The organism is Salibacterium lacus (genome assembly GCF_042684865.1).
In the GTDB taxonomy this organism is placed as follows: domain Bacteria; phylum Bacillota; class Bacilli; order Bacillales; family Marinococcaceae; genus Salibacterium; species Salibacterium lacus.
Genome location: NZ_JBHUML010000008.1, coordinates 17,562 through 38,712 on the forward strand (window position 1 = coordinate 17,562; position 21,151 = coordinate 38,712).

General features: G+C 47.8%; 25 protein-coding genes. All 25 read right to left on the reverse strand.

Translation table 11 applies throughout. The features are described 5' to 3' along the window. Nucleotides 1-35: 35 nt before the first annotated feature. Nucleotides 36-572, reverse strand: coding sequence for a 50S ribosomal protein L6 (rplF, locus tag ACFSUB_RS17700; protein WP_380714618.1), 537 nt, complete (start codon nucleotides 570-572; stop codon nucleotides 36-38). A 31-nt stretch (nucleotides 573-603) separates the two neighbouring features. Further along, nucleotides 604-1,002: a 30S ribosomal protein S8 gene (gene rpsH / locus ACFSUB_RS17705; RefSeq protein ID WP_093338620.1), complete on the reverse strand. Its 399-nt coding sequence runs from the start codon at nucleotides 1,000-1,002 to the stop codon at nucleotides 604-606. A 29-nt stretch (nucleotides 1,003-1,031) separates the two neighbouring features. After that, a complete protein-coding gene (locus tag ACFSUB_RS17710; protein WP_090927748.1) occupies nucleotides 1,032-1,217 on the reverse strand; it encodes a type Z 30S ribosomal protein S14 in 186 nt (61 codons plus the stop codon). 29 nt (nucleotides 1,218-1,246) lie between these two features. Next, on the reverse strand, nucleotides 1,247-1,786 hold the full coding sequence (gene rplE / locus ACFSUB_RS17715) for a 50S ribosomal protein L5 (protein ID WP_380714619.1): 540 nt from the start codon (nucleotides 1,784-1,786) through the stop codon (nucleotides 1,247-1,249). Between the two features lie 30 nt (nucleotides 1,787-1,816). Further along, nucleotides 1,817-2,140, reverse strand: a complete 324-nt coding sequence (gene rplX, locus ACFSUB_RS17720) for a 50S ribosomal protein L24 (protein ID WP_380714620.1) — start codon at nucleotides 2,138-2,140, stop codon at nucleotides 1,817-1,819. Between the two features lie 36 nt (nucleotides 2,141-2,176). Then, on the reverse strand, nucleotides 2,177-2,545 hold the full coding sequence (gene rplN / locus ACFSUB_RS17725; RefSeq protein ID WP_090927745.1) for a 50S ribosomal protein L14: 369 nt from the start codon (nucleotides 2,543-2,545) through the stop codon (nucleotides 2,177-2,179). Nucleotides 2,546-2,580: 35 nt separating this feature from the next. Then, entirely contained in the window at nucleotides 2,581-2,844 is a 264-nt protein-coding gene (gene rpsQ, locus ACFSUB_RS17730) for a 30S ribosomal protein S17 (protein WP_380714621.1), read from the reverse strand. 25 nt (nucleotides 2,845-2,869) lie between these two features. Then, on the reverse strand, nucleotides 2,870-3,073 hold the full coding sequence (rpmC, locus tag ACFSUB_RS17735; protein ID WP_090927743.1) for a 50S ribosomal protein L29: 204 nt from the start codon (nucleotides 3,071-3,073) through the stop codon (nucleotides 2,870-2,872). Continuing rightward, nucleotides 3,063-3,497, reverse strand: coding sequence for a 50S ribosomal protein L16 (gene rplP, locus ACFSUB_RS17740; protein ID WP_090927742.1), 435 nt, complete (start codon nucleotides 3,495-3,497; stop codon nucleotides 3,063-3,065). Before rplP ends, rpmC begins: the two co-directional genes overlap by 11 nt. 3 nt (nucleotides 3,498-3,500) lie before the next feature. Beyond that, nucleotides 3,501-4,160, reverse strand: a complete 660-nt coding sequence (gene rpsC, locus ACFSUB_RS17745) for a 30S ribosomal protein S3 (protein WP_380714622.1) — start codon at nucleotides 4,158-4,160, stop codon at nucleotides 3,501-3,503. 3 nt (nucleotides 4,161-4,163) lie between these two features. Then, complete coding sequence (rplV, locus tag ACFSUB_RS17750) at nucleotides 4,164-4,505, reverse strand: 50S ribosomal protein L22 (protein WP_090927740.1); 342 nt, start codon at nucleotides 4,503-4,505, stop codon at nucleotides 4,164-4,166. Nucleotides 4,506-4,525: 20 nt separating this feature from the next. Continuing rightward, on the reverse strand, nucleotides 4,526-4,804 hold the full coding sequence (gene rpsS, locus ACFSUB_RS17755) for a 30S ribosomal protein S19 (RefSeq protein WP_090927739.1): 279 nt from the start codon (nucleotides 4,802-4,804) through the stop codon (nucleotides 4,526-4,528). A 55-nt stretch (nucleotides 4,805-4,859) separates the two neighbouring features. Then, on the reverse strand, nucleotides 4,860-5,699 hold the full coding sequence (gene rplB / locus ACFSUB_RS17760; RefSeq protein ID WP_380714623.1) for a 50S ribosomal protein L2: 840 nt from the start codon (nucleotides 5,697-5,699) through the stop codon (nucleotides 4,860-4,862). A 26-nt stretch (nucleotides 5,700-5,725) separates the two neighbouring features. Then, a complete protein-coding gene (gene rplW, locus ACFSUB_RS17765) occupies nucleotides 5,726-6,016 on the reverse strand; it encodes a 50S ribosomal protein L23 (protein WP_380714656.1) in 291 nt (96 codons plus the stop codon). Beyond that, a complete protein-coding gene (gene rplD / locus ACFSUB_RS17770; protein WP_380714624.1) occupies nucleotides 6,013-6,636 on the reverse strand; it encodes a 50S ribosomal protein L4 in 624 nt (207 codons plus the stop codon). Before rplD ends, rplW begins: the two co-directional genes overlap by 4 nt. Nucleotides 6,637-6,661: 25 nt before the next feature. Continuing rightward, on the reverse strand, nucleotides 6,662-7,291 hold the full coding sequence (gene rplC, locus ACFSUB_RS17775; protein ID WP_380714625.1) for a 50S ribosomal protein L3: 630 nt from the start codon (nucleotides 7,289-7,291) through the stop codon (nucleotides 6,662-6,664). Between the two features lie 28 nt (nucleotides 7,292-7,319). After that, nucleotides 7,320-7,628 carry a 30S ribosomal protein S10 gene (rpsJ, locus tag ACFSUB_RS17780; protein WP_380714626.1) on the reverse strand — a complete coding sequence of 103 codons (309 nt, stop codon included), beginning with the start codon at nucleotides 7,626-7,628 and terminating at the stop codon, nucleotides 7,320-7,322. Between the two features lie 483 nt (nucleotides 7,629-8,111). Further along, the gene (tuf, locus tag ACFSUB_RS17785) at nucleotides 8,112-9,302 is read right to left on the reverse strand and encodes an elongation factor Tu (RefSeq protein WP_380714627.1); all 1,191 of its coding nucleotides are present in this window, start codon (nucleotides 9,300-9,302) and stop codon (nucleotides 8,112-8,114) included. A gap of 122 nt (nucleotides 9,303-9,424) precedes the next feature. Further along, the gene (gene fusA / locus ACFSUB_RS17790; protein ID WP_380714629.1) at nucleotides 9,425-11,503 is read right to left on the reverse strand and encodes an elongation factor G; all 2,079 of its coding nucleotides are present in this window, start codon (nucleotides 11,501-11,503) and stop codon (nucleotides 9,425-9,427) included. 63 nt (nucleotides 11,504-11,566) lie between these two features. Then, on the reverse strand, nucleotides 11,567-12,037 hold the full coding sequence (rpsG, locus tag ACFSUB_RS17795; RefSeq protein ID WP_090927732.1) for a 30S ribosomal protein S7: 471 nt from the start codon (nucleotides 12,035-12,037) through the stop codon (nucleotides 11,567-11,569). Between the two features lie 36 nt (nucleotides 12,038-12,073). After that, nucleotides 12,074-12,487, reverse strand: a complete 414-nt coding sequence (gene rpsL, locus ACFSUB_RS17800; protein ID WP_380714630.1) for a 30S ribosomal protein S12 — start codon at nucleotides 12,485-12,487, stop codon at nucleotides 12,074-12,076. Between the two features lie 107 nt (nucleotides 12,488-12,594). Continuing rightward, the gene (locus ACFSUB_RS17805) at nucleotides 12,595-12,846 is read right to left on the reverse strand and encodes a 50S ribosomal protein L7ae-like protein (protein WP_380714631.1); all 252 of its coding nucleotides are present in this window, start codon (nucleotides 12,844-12,846) and stop codon (nucleotides 12,595-12,597) included. Between the two features lie 77 nt (nucleotides 12,847-12,923). Then, the gene (gene rpoC, locus ACFSUB_RS17810) at nucleotides 12,924-16,541 is read right to left on the reverse strand and encodes a DNA-directed RNA polymerase subunit beta' (RefSeq protein ID WP_380714632.1); all 3,618 of its coding nucleotides are present in this window, start codon (nucleotides 16,539-16,541) and stop codon (nucleotides 12,924-12,926) included. Between the two features lie 100 nt (nucleotides 16,542-16,641). Continuing rightward, on the reverse strand, nucleotides 16,642-20,178 hold the full coding sequence (gene rpoB / locus ACFSUB_RS17815) for a DNA-directed RNA polymerase subunit beta (RefSeq protein ID WP_380714633.1): 3,537 nt from the start codon (nucleotides 20,176-20,178) through the stop codon (nucleotides 16,642-16,644). 367 nt (nucleotides 20,179-20,545) lie between these two features. Next, nucleotides 20,546-21,145 carry a class I SAM-dependent methyltransferase gene (locus tag ACFSUB_RS17820; protein WP_380714634.1) on the reverse strand — a complete coding sequence of 200 codons (600 nt, stop codon included), beginning with the start codon at nucleotides 21,143-21,145 and terminating at the stop codon, nucleotides 20,546-20,548. Between the last annotated feature and the right edge of the window lie 6 nt (nucleotides 21,146-21,151).

A 21,151-nucleotide genomic window follows, 5' to 3' on the forward strand; every position in this document is an offset into this window, starting at 1 on the left:
CTGCGTTCCTCCTTTCATGACGATTAGCGGAAACGTTACTTACCAGTCTTACCTACTTTTTGACGGACATGTTCGTTTTCATAACGGATGCCTTTGCCTTTGTAAGGTTCTGGAAGTCTCACAGAACGGATGTTGGAGGCCGTGGCTCCGACACGTTCCTTGTCAATTCCTCTAACCACTATTTTGGTGTTCGATGGCACTTCCAGTTCGATTCCTTCTTCCGGTGCTACTTCAACCGGATGGGAATAGCCGACGTTCAATACCACTTTTTCCCCGGATTTACTTGCGCGGTAACCGACACCGACAAGTTCCAGACTTTTTTCGAATCCGTTTTTGACACCTTCCACCATGTTGTTTACAACACTGCGGGTTGTGCCGTGAAGAGAGCGGTGCTGCTTATTATTACTTGGACGCTCAAATGTGATCTCTTCTTCACCGACATTTACTTTGATTTCAGGATGAAGATTACGGGTCAATTCCCCTTTTGGTCCTTTTACCGTAATTGTGTTTCCCTCCAGCGCTGCCGTTACATCACTTGTGAGCTCAATAGGTTTTACACCAATACGTGACATTCATTACACCTCCGTTCTGACTCAGTTTTCATTACCAAACGTAAGCAAGTACTTCGCCGCCGACCTGTTTTTTCCTTGCTTCTTTATCGCTCATCACGCCGTTGGATGTTGAAATAACGGCAATTCCCAGTCCGCCGAGAACACGAGGGAGTTCCTCTGCTTTGGCGTAAACGCGGAGTCCGGGTTTACTGATTCGTTTAAGTCCTGTGATAACACGTTCATTCTCCGCCCCGTATTTCAAAAAGATGCGGATGATTCCCTGTTTATTGTCTTCTACAGACTCCACATCGCGGACAAAGCCTTCCTGCTTGAGGATATTGGCAACTTCACTTTTCAGGTTCGATGCCGGAAGTTCAAGCTTCTCGTGGCGGACCGTGTTCGCATTCCGGATGCGGGTCAGCATATCTGCTATTGGATCAGTCATGACCATATCGATTTACCTCCTTCCCTGTCTCGGGCTTACCAGCTGGCTTTTTTAACGCCTGGAATTTGTCCTTTATAGGCTAACTCGCGGAAACAAATCCGGCAGAGTTTAAATTTACGCATAACGGAGTGAGGACGTCCGCAACGCTCGCAACGCGTATACTCGCGCACTTTGAACTTTTGAGGACGTTGCTGTTTGGCGACCATCGATTTTTTTGCCAAGGTCCATTTACCTCCTTTACATGTTCAATTTATTTTTTAAACGGCATGCCCATCTGGTCGAGTAGCTCATAAGCTTCTTCGTCCGTCTCAGCTGATGTTACGATAACTATATCCATGCCGCGTACTTTATCTACTTTATCGTATTCGATTTCCGGGAAAATCAATTGCTCTTTCACACCAAGCGTGAAATTGCCGCGGCCGTCAAAGGCTTTGTTCGAAACACCGCGGAAGTCACGTACACGAGGAAGTGAAACGTTAATCAGCTTCTCCAGGAACTCATACATTCTTGGTCCGCGAAGAGTGACTTTGGTACCGATCGGCATACCCTGACGTACCTTAAATCCTGCAATAGATCTCTTTGCTTTGGTGATAAGTGGTTTTTGACCACTGATAAGTGACAGTTCTTCCACTGCTTTATCAAGGGCTTTCGGGTTCTGCACTGCATCGCCGATTCCCATGTTAATTACGATCTTTTCGACCTTGGGCACTCCCATTACGGAAGAGTATTCGTATTTATTGTGCAGATGAGGCACAATATCGTTTTTGAATTTTTCTCTGAGCGCGTTCATTAAAGGGACCTCCTTTCCTCAACGACTTACTTAATCAAGGGCTTCGCCGGATTTTTTGGCGATACGGATTTTTTTGCCGTCTTCTATTTTAAATCCGACTCTTGTCGGTTCATTCGTACTTGGATCCAGCGGCATCACATTGGAGACATGAATCGGTGCTTCCTGATTGGATATACCGCCCTGTGGATTTTCCTGAGAAGGCTTTTCGTGTTTTTTAACAACATTTACACCCTCAACCAGTACACGGGACTGGCTTGGAAATGCCTTAAGGATGACGCCTTCGCTGCCTTTATCTTTTCCTGTGATGACTTTGACTTTATCGCCTGTTTTCACATGGAGTTTCGGTTGACTCATGATCGCACCTCCTTCATCGGGCCATACTGGCTTTTATTAAAGAACTTCCGGGGCGAGGGAAACAATCTTCATATATTGCGAACTGCGTAGTTCCCGTGCTACTGGTCCGAAAATACGTGTTCCGCGGGGACTTTTGTCGTCCCGGACAATAACGGCTGCATTTTCACCGAAACGGATATAGGAGCCATCCGGACGGCGCGCACCGCTTTTTGAACGTACAATGACGGCACGAACCACTTCGTTTTTCTTGACAACGCCACCTGGTGTTGCCTGCTTCACAGAACATACAATCATGTCACCGATATTGGCTGTTTTACGTCCGGAGCCACCCAGTACTTTAATCGTTTTAATTTCACGGGCGCCGGAGTTATCAGCAACTTTCAACATGGTTTCTTCTTGAATCATAGACGTTTAACCTCCCTTCTTCCACAAAAGATTGTTTAGATAATAACGGATTCCTCAACAACTTCTACAAGACGGAAGCGTTTATCTTTAGAAAGCGGGCGGGTTTCCATGATTTTAACAATGTCTCCATGCTTTGCTGCATTGTCTTCATCATGCGCCTTAAATTTCTTCGAATCTTTAACACGCTTGCCGTAAAGGGAATCTTTTTTATACGTTTCGACGTAGACCGAAATTGTTTTATCCATTTTGTCGGAAACAACACGGCCGATATAGACTTTCCGCTGGTTACGTTCAGCCATTTTATGCCAAACCTCCCCTCTTGTTTTATGCTTTGTTCAGACCAAGCTCACGTTCACGCAACACTGTCTTAGCGCGTGCGATGTCCTTGCGGACATTGCGAAGGCGGGCAGGATTTTCAAGTTGTCCGGTTGCCAGCTGAAATCGGAGATTAAAGAGCTCTTCTTTCAGGGTCTGTGTCTGTTCTTCTATTTCTGTTGAGGTCAAGTCTCTGAATTGATTAGCTTTCATTTGCCTCACCACCCACTTCTTCACGTTTTACAAACTTCGTTTTCACTGGAAGTTTGTGAGACGCAAGTCTAAGTGCTTCCCGGGCAACTTCTTCGGAAACACCTGCGATTTCAAACATAATTTTTCCTGGCTTTACTACAGCCACCCAGCCTTCAGGAGAACCTTTACCGGAACCCATCCGTACTTCAAGCGGCTTCTGTGTGTAAGGCTTATCCGGAAAGATCTTAATCCAGACTTTACCTCCACGCTTCATATAACGGGTCATCGCGATACGGGCTGCTTCAATCTGACGGTTGGAAACCCATGCCGGATCCAGTGCCTGCAGACCGAATTCACCAAAAGAAACTTCTGTTCCGCCTTTTGCACGGCCTTTCGTTCTTCCACGGTGTTCGCGGCGGAACTTTACGCGTTTTGGCATTAACATAACTTATTCTCCTCCTTCCTCGTTGTTCGAACCTTTCGATGGAAGGACTTCTCCACGATAAATCCAGATCTTCACACCAAGTTTACCGTACGTTGTGTCAGCTTCCGCTGTACCATAATCAATGTCGGCACGCAGTGTGTGGAGTGGAACAGTACCTTCATTATAACTTTCGTTACGGGCGATATCAGCACCGCCGATACGTCCGGATACTTCTGTTCTGATACCCTGTGCGCCGGCACGCAGTGTGCGTTGAATGGACTGTTTCATGGCACGGCGGAAGGATACACGGTTTTCAAGCTGGCGTGCGATGTTGTCAGCGACCAGTCTGGCATCCAAGTCTGGATTTTTCACTTCAGAAATGTTGATGTGAACTCTTTTTCCAGTTAGTTCATTTAGTGCTTTGCGGAGAATTTCCACTTCTGAACCGCCTTTACCAATAACCATTCCCGGTTTTGCAGTGTGAATGGTAATGTTCACACGGTTGGCTGCCCGTTCAATTTCAACGGTGGAAACAGCAGCATCCTGCAGACGGTTTTCGATATATTCACGGATTTTTATATCTTCGTGCAACAGCGTTGCATAATTGTTTTCTGCGAACCATTTGGAATCCCAGTCACGGATGACTCCGAGTCTAAGTCCTACTGGATTTACTTTTTGCCCCACTCATTATCCCTCCTTCTTTTCTGATACCACTACTGTAATGTGGCTGGTACGTTTGCTGATTCCGGTAGCGCGTCCCATAGCACGGGGACGGAAACGTTTCATCGTGACGCCTTCATCTACAAAAATTTCACTCACATACAAATCTTCCGGTTCCATTTCATAATTGTGTTCCGCGTTTGCCACTGCGGAGTTCAGAACCTTTTCGACAATCGGTGAAGCAGCTTTCGGCGTATTTTTTAAGATGCCGACGGCTTCGCCGATTTCTTTGCCCCTGACGAGGTCAACAACTAACCGTGCTTTGCGGGGGGCAATGCGGACTTGTTTCGCGACTGCTTTAGCTTGCATTTTCAGAACCTCCCCTCTTCTTACCGTCTTGTTTTCCTGTCGTCGTTTTTGTGGCCTTTGAACGTTCTGGTGGGAGCAAATTCCCCAAGTTTATGGCCAACCATATCTTCAGAAACAAATACAGGTACGTGCTTTCTTCCGTCATATACAGCAAATGTGTGTCCTACGAACTGCGGAAATACTGTAGAACGGCGGGACCACGTTTTAATTACCTGCTTATCGTTCTTTTCGTTCAAGTTCTCAACCTTTTTTATTAAATGGTCATCGACAAAAGGTCCCTTTTTTAGACTGCGAGCCATGAGGAAACCTCCTTTCGTTTTTTATGCTGCGGCATATTCTGCGCGCGCTGTGAATTTATTTCTTTTTCTTTTTACGTCTACGGACGATATATTTATCGGAGTCTTTGTTCTTCTTACGTGTCTTGTAACCAACAGCAGGTGTGCCCCAAGGTGATACCTGAGTCGTACGGCCGATTGGAGCGCGTCCTTCCCCGCCGCCGTGCGGGTGGTCCGCAGGGTTCATCGCAGAACCGCGTACAACCGGGCGTTTGTTGAGCCAGCGGCCGCGGCCGGCTTTTCCGATAACAACAAGTTCGTGTTCAATGTTGCCTACCTGACCGACAGTTGCTCTGCATGTTGCAAGGATAAGGCGGGTTTCACCTGAGCGGAGACGCACAAGTACATACTTGCCTTCCTTACCAAGAACCTGCGCTTCAGCGCCGGCAGAACGAACGAGCTGCGCTCCGCGTCCTGGTTTCAACTCGATATTGTGAACAACGGTACCTACCGGGATATCCGAAAGTGCCAGCGCATTTCCTGTTTTAATGTCTGCTTCCGGTCCGGAGACAATTTCTTGTCCTACACGAAGGTTTTTCGGTGCGAGAATATAACGCTTTTCTCCATCTTTATAGTGGATGAGAGCGATATTGGCTGAACGGTTCGGATCGTATTCGATCGTCGCTACACGGCCCGGTACTCCATCCTTATCGCGTTTGAAATCGATGAGCCGGTACTGTTGTTTATGACCGCCGCCCTGATGACGAACCGTAATACGGCCATGGTTGTTACGTCCGCCTTTTTTGTGCTTTGGTTCAAGCAGCGTCCGTTCCGGTTTATCTGTTGTTACTTCCGTATTCTTGTTAATAGACATGAAACGCTGACCATTAGTAATGGGTTTCGTTCTTTTAATAGCCATCCTTTTTTCCCTCCTTCACTATTGATTTATGCTCCTTCGAAGAATTCGATTTCTTCGCTGCCTGGAGTCAATGTCACTACTGCTTTTTTCCGGTCTGGCTTATAGCCGGTATAACGGCCGAAACGACGGAATTTGCCTTTGTAGTTCATGGTGTTGACTTTGGCTACCTGGACGTCAAAGATTTCTTCCACAGCTTTGAGAATCTGTGTTTTGTTTGCCTTTACGTCGACTTCAAACGTATATTTCTTTTCTTCCATTAAATCAGCAGACCGTTCGGTAATAACTGGGCGCTTGATCACATCGCGTGCTTCCATTATGCGAGCACCTCCTCTACCTTCTCTACTGCTCCCTGCGTAATGATGAGTTTGTCATGCTTCAAAAGCTCAAGTGCATTCGCATCGTTGACAGTAGCAAAAGTAACTCCTTCAATATTGCGTGCGGACAGGGCTACCTGCTCATTGTAATCAGCGGTTACAACAAGTGCTGTCTCTTCTACGGAAAGACTGGAAAGAATCTTGATCATATCCTTCGTCTTTGGAGCTTCCAGCTGAATATCGTCAACAACGATCACTTCATTGTCTTTCACTTTACTGGAATAAGCGGATTTAATCGCAAGTCTGCGGACTTTCTTTGGAAGTTTGTAGCCGTACTGTCTCGGAGTAGGGCCAAACACAATTCCACCTTTAACCCACAGCGGTGAGCGGATTGAACCATGACGCGCACGTCCTGTGCCCTTCTGGCGCCAAGGCTTAGCTCCGCCTCCCTTTCTTTCAGAACGGTTTTTTGTTTTATGCGTGCCCTGACGCTGGGAAGCCTGCTGCATCACAACAGCATCATGAAGCACATCTACATTCGGTTCTATACCAAAAACAGCATCAGAGAGTTCGATGTCTCCTACTTTAGAGCCGTTTTGATTCATAAGATCTATTGTCGGCATAATGGAGCCTCCTTTCTATAAAACGTTACTTCGCTGTTTTGACAGCGGATTGTAGAGTTACGTAGCTTTTACGCGGGCCGGGAACATTCCCTTTAATCAAAAGAAGATTACGTTCGCTGTCCACTTTGACGATTTCAAGATTCTGCACCGTCACAGTGCCGCCGCCCATGCGTCCAGGAAGTTTCTTTCCTTTCAGGACATGATAATGCCCCATTGCACCCATGGAACCGGGGCTGCGGTGGAAATGAGAACCGTGTGTCATTGGTCCGCGTGCCTGGTTATGACGCTTGATAGCTCCAGCGAATCCTTTTCCTTTGGATGTTCCTGTAACATCCACAAGCTCTCCGGCTTCAAACGTATCTACTTTGACTTCCTGACCAACTTCGTAATCTCCTTCTACGTTGCGGAGTTCACGAGTGTAGCGCTTGGGAGCAGCGCCGGCTTTGTCTGCATGACCTTTTTCCGGCTTGTTTGCGTTCGTGCTCTTTTTATCATAAACGCCCAGTTGAACAGATTCATAACCATCCGATTCTGCCGTTTTCTTTTGAAGAACAACGTTTGGTTCAGCTTCAATCACGGTAACCGGAAGTAGTTCGCCCTGCTCATTAAACAGCTGGGTCATCCCGATTTTTTTACCCAAGATTCCTTTGGTCATTCGTCACACCTCCTAAATAATGATGGTTTTATAATTTTATTTCGATATCGACACCTGACGCCAGGTCTAGACGCATGAGCGCATCGACCGTCTGCGGTGTCGGATTGACAATATCAATCAAACGCTTGTGCGTACGCATTTCGAACTGTTCACGTGCATCTTTAAACTTATGTGTTGCACGAAGAATCGTGTACACCGATTTTTCCGTCGGCAGCGGGATTGGTCCTGATACTCCCGCACCGGAACGTTTCGCTGTGTCGACAATCTTTTCTGCAGATTGGTCCAGCACCCGGTGGTCATAAGCTTTCAAACGAATGCGGATCTTTTCATTTGCCATTATAAGCCCTCCTTTATCGCCCGATTTTTACAGACATACTCCGTGAAAATTTCCCACACCCCCAACCATGGCAAAGGGTCCGGGTGTGTCGGCAACCTTTCACATCATCGCCTGGATCATAAGCGCAGTCTGCACTAAAACGTGTCTAACGCTTTTTAATGCATTAACTACAAGCCCATGGTCACACTTTATCTATTATAATGATTCGAGTTTCTGAATGCAAGGACTTATAAAAAGAAATTCAACATTTCTTCTTGATTTTTTTGCAGCGAAGAATAGCAGCAATGTGCCGAATGTAGATAATTTGATAAAAAACATCCGTTTTGTATTATCATAAAACGGTTTTGCACCATGAATGTTTTTGTACAGTGTTTCGAGCGTCCGGCGCAAAAACCCATTGGCAGCGTCTCCCTGCAGGCTGAATATTCTCTGCTGCAAAAAAAGGATCCTGTCCATGGACAGGATCCTTCTACATTATCCGGCTTACTTTTCGATCTTAGCAACCACGCCGGCGCCGACAGTACGGCCGCCTTCGCGGATAGAGAACTTCGTTCCTTCTTCGATCGCAATCGGCTGGATGAGTTCTACTGTCATTTCAACGTTATCGCCGGGCATAACCATTTCTACACCTTCCGGCAGTTGGATAATGCCGGTAACGTCTGTAGTACGGAAGTAGAACTGCGGGCGGTAGTTTTCAAAGAAAGGAGTATGACGACCGCCTTCTTCTTTGGAAAGAACATAAACTTCCGCCTGAAACTTTGTATGCGGTGTGATCGAATTCGGCTTCGCAAGCACCTGGCCGCGTTTGATATCTTCACGGTTTACACCGCGGAGAAGGGCGCCGATGTTGTCGCCGGCTTCTGCATAATCAAGAAGCTTACGGAACATTTCCACTCCGGTAACCGTTGTTTTACGCTTGTCTTCAACGATCCCGATGATTTCGACCTCGTCACCAACGTTAAGCATACCGCGTTCAACACGGCCGGTCGCAACAGTACCACGGCCGGTGATCGAGAATACGTCCTCAACAGGCATCATGAATGGCTTATCTTTGTCACGGTCCGGTGTCGGAATGTAGTTGTCTACTGCTTCCATGAGTTCAACAATAGCCTGCTCATGTTCTTCTACACCTTCGATTGCCTGAAGGGCGGAGCCTTTAACAACCGGTGTGTCGTCACCGTCAAAGTCATACTCGCCAAGAAGCTCACGTACTTCCATTTCTACGAGTTCAAGAAGTTCTTCGTCGTCCACCATGTCTGTTTTGTTCAGGAATACAACGATGGATGGTACGCCAACCTGACGGGAAAGCAGAATATGTTCGCGGGTCTGCGGCATTGGGCCGTCAGCTGCGGACACAACGAGGATCGCTCCGTCCATCTGCGCAGCACCTGTGATCATGTTCTTCACATAGTCCGCGTGTCCCGGGCAGTCCACGTGTGCATAGTGACGGGTTTCTGTTTCGTATTCTACGTGTGCAGTAGAGATTGTGATTCCACGTTCACGCTCTTCCGGAGCGTTGTCGATGGTATCGTATGCTCTAGCTTCACCAGTACCGGAGTTCTTGTTGAGTACTGTAGTGATAGCAGCTGTGAGTGTTGTTTTACCATGGTCTACGTGTCCGATAGTACCAATGTTCGTATGCGTTTTGGAACGATCAAACTTTTCTTTAGCCATTGTGAATTTCCTCCCTTTAATACAGGTTAATTATATGGAAGCCAAAAAGGTGTATCACCACTAGAGAATCACCTTTTTCAGCTTACATTAAAACAAATGCAGAGACAATCATTTACACAAAATTATTCTCCGGTGTTCTTTGAGACAATCTCTTCCGAAATAGATTTTGGTACTTCTTCGTAATGATCAAAGAACATCGTGTAGTTGCCGCGTCCCTGTGTGATGGAACGCAGATTGGTTGCATAACCGAACATTTCGGAAAGTGGAACAAAGGCCTTGATTGCCTGGGATTTACCGCGTGCTTCCATGCCTTCGACACGTCCGCGCCGTGCAGTAATATCGCCCATTACATCTCCCATGTAATCTTCCGGCATAACAACCTCTACACTCATCAACGGTTCAAGAAGAACCGGTTTACAATGATTTTTTGCTTCTTTCAGAGCCAGGGATCCAGCCACTTTAAACGCCATTTCGTTGGAGTCTACATCGTGGTAGGAACCATCAAACAGCGTGGCCTTCACATCAACCATTGGATATCCTGCAAGAAGACCATTGTCGAGCGCTTCTCCGATACCCTGCTGAACCGAATTGACGTATTCTTTTGGAACAACGCCGCCGACAATTTTGTTAACAAATTCGTATCCTGCACCTTCGTCGTTAGGTTCAAACGTCACCCAGACATGACCGTACTGGCCGCGTCCGCCGGACTGACGTACAAACTTCCCTTCAACATCGGCTGACTCGCGGATAGTTTCACGGTAGGCCACCTGCGGAGCACCTACTGTGGCATCCACTTTAAATTCGCGTTTCAGACGGTCAATGATGATATCAAGATGAAGCTCACCCATTCCTTTAATGATGGTCTGGCCGGTTTCTTCATCTGTCTCCGTCTGAAATGTCGGATCTTCTTCAGCCAGCTTGCCAAGAGCAATACCCATTTTGTCATGGTCGGCTTTTGATTTAGGTTCCACAGAAAGGTTGATAACCGGTTCCGGAAAGTCCATGGATTCCAGGATAACTCTGTCTTTTTCACCACAGAGTGTATCACCGGTGCCTGTATCTTTCAGGCCGATACCACCTGCGATATCACCGGAGTAGACGGTTGAAATCTCTTCACGGGAGTTGGCATGCATCTGAAGGATACGGCCGACTCTTTCCCTTTTATCTTTCGTGGAATTCCGAACGTAAGATCCGGCATCAAGTCTGCCTGAATATACCCGGAAGAACGTAAGCTTCCCGACATAAGGGTCTGTTGAGACTTTAAATGCAAGCGCGGAAAACGGCCCTTCGTCGTCTGCTGATCTTTCCACTTCCTCTTCGGTGTCCGGAAGGAAACCTTTGATAGCAGGCACATCAAGCGGGGACGGAAGATAGTCGATTACAGCGTCAATCATAAGCTGTACGCCTTTGTTTTTAAAGGCGGATCCGCACAGTACCGGATAGAATTCAACATTCAGGGTACCCTTACGGATTGCTTTTTTAATCTCATCCGTGGTGACTTCTTCTCCCTCGAGGTACTTCATCATCATATCTTCATCAAATTCAGCAACAGCCTCAATCAGAGATTCGCGGTATTTTTCCGCCTGTTCCCGATATTCCTGCGGAATCTCACGTGCTTCCGCGCGTGTACCTAGATCATCCATGTAGTAAAATGCCTGCATGTTGATCAAGTCGATGATTCCCTCAAAGCTGTCTTCTGCACCAATCGGAAGCTGAATCGGGTGGGCATTCGCATCAAGACGATCTGTTAATGTAGAGCAGGAATATAAAAAGTCCGCTCCAACCTTATCCATCTTGTTTACAAAAACAATACGCGGAACGTGGTAGGTTGTAGCCTGACGCCACACAGTTTCGGTCTGCGGCTCCACTCCGGACTGCGCATCCAACACTGCGACAGATCCGTCCAGTACACGAAGGGAACGCTCCACTTCTACAGTGAAATCGACGTGTCCCGGCGTGTCAATAATATTAATTCTGTGATCTTTCCACTGTGCTGTTGTTGCAGCGGAGGTGATTGTAATTCCGCGTTCCTGTTCCTGAGACATCCAATCCATCTGAGAAGCACCTTCGTGTGTTTCCCCGATTTTATGGATACGTCCTGTATAATACAGAACACGTTCTGTGGCTGTAGTCTTACCGGCATCAATGTGAGCCATGATCCCGATATTACGAGTTTTTTCTAAGGAGAATTCTCGTGCCATGAACTTTCAATTTCTCCTTTCTTCCATAACTAATTAATTAGTAGGGTGTTAGATAGCTGCTTATTACCAGCGGTAATGAGCGAATGCTTTGTTTGCTTCAGCCATACGGTGCGTGTCTTCACGCTTTTTCACAGCGGATCCTGTATTGTTGGAGGCATCCAGAATTTCATTGGCCAGACGTTCCTCCATAGTTTTCTCCCCGCGGAGACGGGCATAACTGACAATCCAGCGGAGTCCGAGAGTTGTACGGCGGTCCGGCTTCACTTCAATAGGAACCTGGTAGTTAGCACCGCCGACACGGCGTGATTTAACTTCCAGAACCGGCATAACATTTTTGAGCGCTTGATCAAATGCTTCCATCGGATCGTTTCCTGATCTTTCTTCGACAAGGGTGAACGCTTTGTAAAGAATGTTCTGCGCCTTCCCTTTCTTTCCATCCAGCATAATCCGATTGATCAGTCTCGTTACAAGCTTGGAATTATAAAGCGGGTCCGGCAGGACATCTCTGCGTGGTACTGGTCCTTTACGAGGCATGAGTCAACTCCTCCTTTCCTGTTGTTTAAAGGTTATTTATTTTTTGGCACGCTTGGTACCGTATTTTGAACGGCTTGACTTACGGTTCTGGACACCAGCGGTATCAAGAGCACCGCGTACGATATGGTAACGCACACCCGGCAGGTCCTTCACACGGCCGCCCCGTACAAGAACAACACTGTGCTCCTGAAGATTGTGGCCGATTCCCGGAATGTAAGCCGTTACTTCAATCTGATTGGTCAAACGTACACGGGCATATTTACGCAGCGCCGAGTTCGGCTTCTTCGGTGTCATTGTTCCGACACGGGTGCAGACACCACGTTTTTGAGGTGAGTTCTGATCCGTCGGAATTTTTCTGTAACTGTTATACCCTTTATTCAGCGCGGGTGAGTCCGATCCTTTTGTCTTCATCTTACGGCCTTTCCGCACCAATTGGTTCATTGTCGGCATTATTCTGCCTCCCTTCTTTTCTGGTTTTTAAGACCACCGTTCCAGGTGGTTCGTTGGAAAGCAAAAGTAAAGTTTTTGCCGGCAGACAGAGCCTGCCAGCAAAAACGTCATTGCTTTTTCAGTGCAACCGAAGCTGCCCCCACATCAATTCCACAGACTGTTCCAAGTCTGCGCATGGAATCCACTGTATAAACAGGAACTCCTTTTGATTCAGCGGTCAGGATAACCTTGCTGATAACCCTGTTTTCAGCGTCCCCTGCTACGATCACTTCTTTGACGAAGTTTGCTTCCAGCGCTTTGAGCGTTTGCTTCGTACCAATTAAAACCTCATCCGCCTGTGAAACTTTTTCATAAGACATTCTGCATCCTCCAAAGCACAGGGTGTTAGGCGCACTTTGACAGCATATCACCGCGGTGGAAAGATGTCAACACTGTTTTAGTTCTGCGGTACCGTCTCTTCATCGGTTTCCACAACTTGGGCTTCCTGCTCCTCCGGTTTATCCATTTCAAGCGACCGGTAACGCTGCATTCCGGTTCCGGCTGGAACAAGCTTACCAAGGATGACATTTTCTTTAAGACCGAGTAGTTCGTCACGCTTTCCTTTAATGGCGGCATCTGTAAGCACTCTTGTTGTTTCCTGGAACGAGGCAGCTGAAAGGAACGAGTCCGTCTCAAGAGATGCCTTGGTGATTCCAAGAATAATTGGGTGACCGACTGCCGGCCGACCGTTATTTTCAAGTACCTTCTGATTGGCATTATCAAAGTGTTGGATTTCCACCATGGTACCCGGCAGAACTTCTGTGTCACCGGGATCAGCAACTCTGATTTTCTTAAGCATCTGGCTGACCATGACTTCAATGTGCTTATCGCTGATTTCAACCCCCTGCATACTGTACACTTTCTGCACTTCTTTCAGGAGATAACGCTGCACTTCCTGCACTCCGGTATAACGTAGAAGTTCTTTCGGATCAATCGACCCTTCCGTCAGCGGCTCTCCGGATTTTACCTTGTCGCCGACATCGACTTTCAGGCGCGCACCATACGCAGTAGTATAGCTTCTGTTCTCCAGACCACCCTGAACAGTGATCTCTTTTTTGCCCTGCTGCTCTTTAATATCTACTATTTCACCCTCGAGTTCTGAAATAACCGCCTGCCCTTTCGGATTCCTTGCTTCAACAAGTTCCTGGATACGCGGCAGCCCCTGGGTGATGTCGTCTCCAGCTACACCGCCTGTGTGGAATGTACGCATCGTCAGCTGGGTACCAGGCTCACCGATTGACTGCGCTGCAATGATGCCGACAGCTTCGCCGACTTCCACATCCGAGCCTGTAGCAAGGTTCTTTCCGTAACATTTTTTACAAACGCCGTGGCGGCTGTCGCAGGTGAAGACAGAGCGGATTGTTACTCTTTCCACGCCTGCTTCTTCAATTTCTTTTGCTTTTTCTTCATCTACTAAGTTCCCTTTTTTAACCAACACTTCTTTTGTTTCCGGATGACGGACAGTCTTGAAAGCGACTCTTCCTACCAGGCGGTCCTGAAGTTTTTCAATAACTTCGGTGCCTTCCTGAAGAGGTGCAACTTCCAGGCCGCGGTCCGTGCCGCAGTCATCCTCACGTACGATAACATCCTGTGCCACGTCCACAAGACGGCGGGTGAGATAGCCCGAGTCCGCTGTCTTAAGGGCGGTATCGGCAAGTCCTTTACGTGCACCGTGAGTGGATATGAAGTATTCAAGCACTGTCAGACCCTCACGGAAGCTTGATTTAATCGGAAGTTCGATAATCCGTCCAGATGGGTTTGCCATCAGACCGCGCATCCCGGCAAGCTGCGTGAAGTTTGAAGCGTTACCGCGGGCTCCGGAATCACTCATCATATAAATCGGGTTCATCGTGTATAAGGATTTCAGGAGTTTATCCTGAATGACTTCTTTTGCGTCACTCCAGATGGAGATGACATTATTATACCGTTCTTCATCGGTAATAAGACCGCGCCGGAACTGCTTCATGACCTGGTCGACCTTGCTCTCAGCGTCTTCCAGAATATCCGGTTTGTCTTCAAGAACCACGATGTCTGAGATCCCTACGGTGATACCCGCCTTCGTTGAGTAATAGAAACCGAGGTCTTTCATGCGGTCCAGCATTTTGGAAGTTTCGATAATCTGGAACTTCTTAAACACTTCCGCAATAACGTCACCGAGAAATCCTTTCTTAAACGGCGGCACCAGCTCACGCTTTTTATACTCTTCGGCTACATTGGTTGTTTTATCGACAATATACTGCTCCGGAACGGCAACTTCCAGGTTTGTTCCCGTCGGTTCATTCACATACGGGAAGGACGTCGGCAGAATTTCGTTAAAGATGATTTTGCCGACCGTTGTCAGAAGCAGTTTGTTATTCTGTTCTTCTGTGAAGTTGGTTTTCCCAAGGCTGGATACCGGAAGCGCTATTCTCGTATGAAGGTGGATATAGCCGCTGTGATAAGCCTGCAGTGCTTCGTTTGGATCTTTGAAAATTGACCCTTCACCGGTAGCTGCTTCACGTTCAAGCGTAAGGTAATAGTTCCCAAGCACCATGTCCTGCGACGGCGTAACAACTGGTTTTCCGTCCTTTGGATTCAGGATGTTTTGGGCGGCAAGCATCAGGACGCGTGCTTCAGCCTGCGCTTCTGCTGAAAGCGGTACGTGAACCGCCATCTGGTCTCCGTCAAAGTCCGCGTTATACGCTGTGCAGACGAGCGGATGAAGTTTTACCGCGCGGCCTTCCACAAGTGTCGGCTCAAATGCCTGTATGCCGAGGCGGTGGAGGGTCGGTGCCCGGTTAAGCAGTACCGGATGCTCTTTAATCACTTCTTCAAGAACGTCCCATACTTCATCATGGACTCTTTCCACTTTGCGTTTTGCGCTTTTGATATTGTGTGCAAGACCACGGCTGACCAGTTCTTTCATGACAAACGGTTTAAACAGTTCAAGAGCCATTTCTTTTGGAAGTCCGCACTGATACATTTTCAGACTCGGACCGACAACGATAACAGAACGTCCGGAATAGTCAACACGTTTTCCGAGAAGGTTCTGGCGGAAACGTCCCTGCTTTCCTTTCAGCATGTGGGAAAGGGACTTCAGGGGACGGTTTCCCGGTCCTGTTACCGGACGGCCGCGGCGCCCGTTATCGATAAGCGCGTCAACTGCTTCCTGCAGCATCCGTTTTTCGTTTTGAACAATGATATTCGGTGCTCCAAGATCAAGCAGGCGCTTCAGCCGGTTATTACGGTTAATAACGCGGCGGTACAGATCGTTCAGGTCCGACGTTGCAAACCTTCCACCGTCAAGCTGTACCATCGGGCGGATTTCCGGCGGAATAATCGGAAGAACATCGAGAATCATCCAGGCTGGATCGTTACCGGAATGACGGAAAGATTCGAGTACTTCAAGCCGTTTGATAGCTCTTGTACGACGCTGGCCCTGAGCGGTTTCCAGCTCATCTTTCAGCATTTTAACCTCTTTTTCCAAATCAATGTTCTGAAGGATTTTACGGATGGCTTCCGCGCCCATTTTAGCAGTGAAACTGCGCCCGTATTTGTCATAATAGGAGCGGTATTCGCGTTCAGAAAGCAGTTGTTTGTATTCCAAAGGGGTGTCACCGGTATCGGTCACTACATAAGAAGCAAAATAAATCACTTCCTCCAGTGAACGTGGAGACATATCCAGCACCAGACCCATACGGCTTGGGATACCTTTGAAGTACCAGATATGGGAAACCGGCGCTGCCAGTTCAATGTGGCCCATCCGTTCCCGTCTTACTTTGGAACGGGTTACTTCTACGCCGCAGCGGTCACATACAACACCCTTGTAGCGCACACGTTTATACTTCCCGCAGTGGCACTCCCAGTCTTTTGTAGGACCGAAAATTCTTTCACAGAAAAGACCGTCTTTCTCCGGTTTCAATGTACGGTAGTTGATCGTTTCCGGTTTTTTCACTTCTCCACGGGACCATGAACGCATTTTATCCGAGGATGCGAGACCAACTTTCATATATTCAAAATTATTCACATCTATCAAGGGGTCAACCTCCCTTTCGAAACTTTGGGATAGCGGCATTCAGCAGGGTTGGAAGAGGTGCTTCATCCATGCACCTCTTCTTTGTTTCTTAGAATCCGCTTCAGCCGTTTTCGCTGGATTCCAGTTTCAGGTTCAACGTGCCGCTGGACTCTTCTTCATCATCCAGTTCCTTCATATCAATTTCTTCTTCTGTACTGGACAGCATTTTTACGTCCATCCCGAGGCTCTGAAGTTCTTTTATCAAGACCTTAAACGATTCAGGCACACCCGGTTCAGGTACGTTTTCCCCTTTTACAATAGCCTCGTACGTTTTTACACGACCAACGACATCGTCCGATTTTACGGTAAGGATTTCCTGAAGCGTATAAGCCGCACCATAAGCTTCCAGTGCCCAGACCTCCATTTCACCGAAACGCTGTCCGCCGAACTGCGCTTTTCCGCCGAGCGGCTGCTGGGTAACAAGGGAGTATGGTCCGGTGGAACGGGCGTGAAGTTTGTCATCAACCATGTGTGCCAGCTTGATCATATACATCACACCTACGGAAACACGGTTGTCAAACGGCTCACCGGTACGTCCGTCATAAAGAACTGTCTTGCCGTCTCTTGCAAGACCGGCTTCCTGAATAGTTTCCCAGACGTCTTCTTCGCGGGCGCCGTCAAATACCGGAGTAGCCATGTGTACGTTCAATTCACGGGCAGCCATTCCAAGGTGCAGTTCCAGCACCTGACCGATGTTCATACGGGATGGAACACCGAGCGGGTTCAACATAATTTCAATCGGCGTTCCGTCCGGAAGGAACGGCATATCTTCTTCGGGCAGGATTCTTGAAATAACACCCTTGTTTCCGTGACGTCCCGCCATTTTGTCGCCTTCATGAATCTTACGTTTCTGCACAAGATAAACCCGGACGAGCTGGTTAACACCCGGAGGCAGTTCATCGCCGTCGTCACGGTTGAATATTTTCACGTCAAGCACAATGCCGTCTGCACCATGAGGAACCTTCAGCGAAGTATCGCGGACTTCCCGCGCTTTTTCTCCAAAGATGGCGTGCAGAAGACGTTCTTCCGCGCTCAGTTCAGTCATTCCTTTCGGAGTGACCTTGCCGACCAGAATGTCTCCATCTTTCACTTCCGCACCGACCCGGATAATACCTCGGTCATCCAGATCTTTCAGCGCATCTTCGCTGACGTTTGGTATATCCCTTGTGATTTCTTCAGGACCAAGCTTGGTATCACGGGCTTCAGATTCGTATTCTTCGATATGGACGGACGTATAGACGTCGTCTTTCACGAGGCGTTCACTGAGAATCACTGCATCCTCATAGTTGTAACCTTCCCATGTCATGAAGCCGACCAGGATATTACGTCCAAGCGCCATTTCTCCGTTTTCCATGGATGGACCGTCACCAAGAACTTCGCCTCTCTCTACGCGGTCACCTTCGTTGGCAATCGGACGCTGATTGTAGCTGGTTCCCTGGTTGGAACGAATGTGTTTGGACATTCTATACTTATCAAGATCTGTTTCGACTTCTTTTCCGTCGACATCTTCCAGACGGCGGATCCAGATTTCGCGTGCAGTCACACGCTCTACTACGCCCTTATTTCGTGCGACAATCGCTGCTCCGGAGTCTCTTGCAGTGACGTGTTCCATGCCGGTTCCAACAAGCGGCGCTTCCGGTTCAAGCAGCGGAACAGCCTGGCGCTGCATGTTCGATCCCATCAGTGCACGGTTGGAGTCATCATTTTCAAGGAACGGAATACACGCGGTTGCTGCAGACACAACCTGTTTCGGAGAAACGTCCATGTAGTCGATTTTTTCTTTTGCAACGTGCGTGTTCTCCCCGCGGAAACGGGCAATGATATTGTCTTCGGCAAACCTTCCGTCTTCGGTAAGAGTTGCGTTTGCCTGGGCAACGATATAATTGTCTTCTTCATCCGCTGTGAGATAGTCGCATTCCTCTGTTACAATACCTGTCTCGTGGTCCACCCTCCGGTAGGCAGTCTCGATAAACCCGAATTCATTCACTTTCGCGTAGCTGGAAAGGGAGTTGATCAGACCGATGTTCGGCCCTTCCGGTGTTTCAATCGGACACATACGGCCGTAGTGGGAATAATGGACGTCACGTACTTCAAAGCCGGCTCTTTCCCTGGTTAAGCCGCCGGGCCCGAGTGCGGAAAGACGGCGTTTGTGGGTCAGCTCCGCCAGCGGATTTGTCTGGTCCATAAACTGTGAAAGCTGAGAGCTTCCGAAAAACTCTTTAATCGAAGCGATAACCGGACGAATATTAATTAATGCCTGCGGTGTAATGGAACTTGGATCCTGAATAGACATCCGTTCACGCACCACACGTTCCATACGGGAAAGCCCGATTCTGAATTGATTCTGGAGCAGTTCACCAACAGAACGAAGGCGGCGGTTACCGAGGTGGTCAATGTCATCGGTCAATCCTACACCGTGGAGCAGGTTAAAGAAGTAATTAATCGTTGAAACAATGTCTTCCGGTGTAATATTTTTTACATCACGGTCGATATTACCGTTGCTTATTACCTGAATTGCTTTGTCTTCTTCCTGTTCTTCAGGAGGATAAATCTTAATGGACTGCACATCCAGGTCCGCTTCTTCTAAAACCCCGCCGGCTACAGTGTACCGTTTGAACCCGATATCGTTTTCCAGATATGGAAGCAGACGGTCAAGTGTACGCCGGTCCAGCAGATCACCGTCAGATGCCAGAACTTCTCCTGTTTCCGGATCAGCAAGTGTTTCAGCCAGACGCTGATTGAAAAGGCGGTTCTGGATATGAAGTTTCTTATTTGCTTTGTAACGGCCGACGTTGGCAAAGTCATAACGTTTTGGATCAAAAAACCTAGTGTTTAACAGACTCTTGGCGCTGTCAACAGTCGGGGGCTCGCCAGGGCGCAGACGCTCATAAATCTCAAGCAGTGCTTTTTCACTGCCCTCCGTATTATCTTTTTCAAGGGTATTGCGAAGATACTCATCTTCCCCAAGCAAGTCAATGATCTCTTGATCAGACCCGAACCCAAGTGCACGGAGCAGCACGGTGACCGGTACTTTCCTGGTACGGTCGATTCTGACGTACACAACATCCTTGGCATCGGTCTCCAGCTCCAGCCAGGCTCCGCGGTTCGGAATAACCGTAGCGGTATGGCCTTTCTTCCCGTTCTTGTCCAGTTTCTCGTTAAAGTACACACTCGGGGAGCGGACCAGCTGGGAAACGATGATACGCTCAGCCCCATTAATAATGAATGTACCGATATCGGTCATTAACGGGAAGTCACCCATAAATACTTCCTGTTCCTTCACTTCACCCGTTTCCTTGTTCATCAAACGGACTTTCACCCGTAAAGGTGCAGAAAAGGTTACGTCCCGTTCTTTGGATTCTTCCATAGAATACTTAGGTTCACCAAGGTTGTAATCGATGAATTCAAGCACGAGATTCCCTGTAAAATCCTCAATTGGAGAAATGTCCTGAAACATCTCCCGGATACCCTCATCAAGAAACCATTGATACGACGCGGTCTGGATTTCAATAAGATTCGGAAGATCCAGCACCTCGTTGATACGGGCATACGTTCTTCTTTGGCGGTGGCGTCCAAACTGAATAAGTTGACCTGTCAACTGAGTCACCCCTTAAATATCACATAATGTCAACCTGTTACCACAGGCTAAAGTAACCCTACGGCGGCTGCTAAAATTATAGAAACATAAGCGCCTGAAATCACCGGAGAACTGCGTCGTCCGTGAAGGCTTATTATGTTATCATTCTTTCAGTGCCTGACCTCTCCCACAAAGAAAAAAATAGTATCTCCTTCACGAAAGAACCACTATTTTCCACATGTCAGACTGATTATATTATTTTTCCCTACCCTTGTCTCTCCTATACGTGGTACAATGATAAAAAATAAAGAGAGAACATGTTTAACGGCATGCAGAAACAAGGATACTTATACGCATTAAACAATATTAACACAACGATCCGTTGTGGTCAATTCTTTTTTGCGCAAAAAATATAGTATCCCTTTTTTCTGGCTTCAATATCCACGCTGTCAAACACCGTCTTGAGTTTTTCTTTTGCAGAGGGCGCTCCCTGTTTTTTCTGAAGTACGGTCCAGAACGTCCCTTTGCTGCAAAGGTGGTCATACGCTTTTTCAAAGAGGGCGTGCACGGTTTCTTTGCCGGCTCGGACCGGCGGGTTCGAAATCACTGATGCAAACTTTTCCCCCTCCAGCGCCTCAAACAGGCTGCTCTTCATAATCCGGGTGTTAGAAAGCCCGTCTTTTTCTGCATTCTGCGCGGCAAGGCTTAAAGCCCGCTCATTTACATCTGTCATCCAAATTGTGCGGTCTGCCTCGGCAGCAAGCGTAAGTCCAATAGAACCATATCCGCATCCGATATCAAGAATATCTCCTTCCATCTCCGGAAACCGATAAACTTCCAGAAGCATGCGGGTACCGTAATCCACTTCGCTTTTGGAAAATACACCGTGATCACTGTGAAACGACATCCGCTTCCCGCGGAGCTGCGCCGTCACTACTCTTTGCTCACTTTTACGTTCCGGGCTTTCATCAAAATAGTGGCCTGCCATCTATTC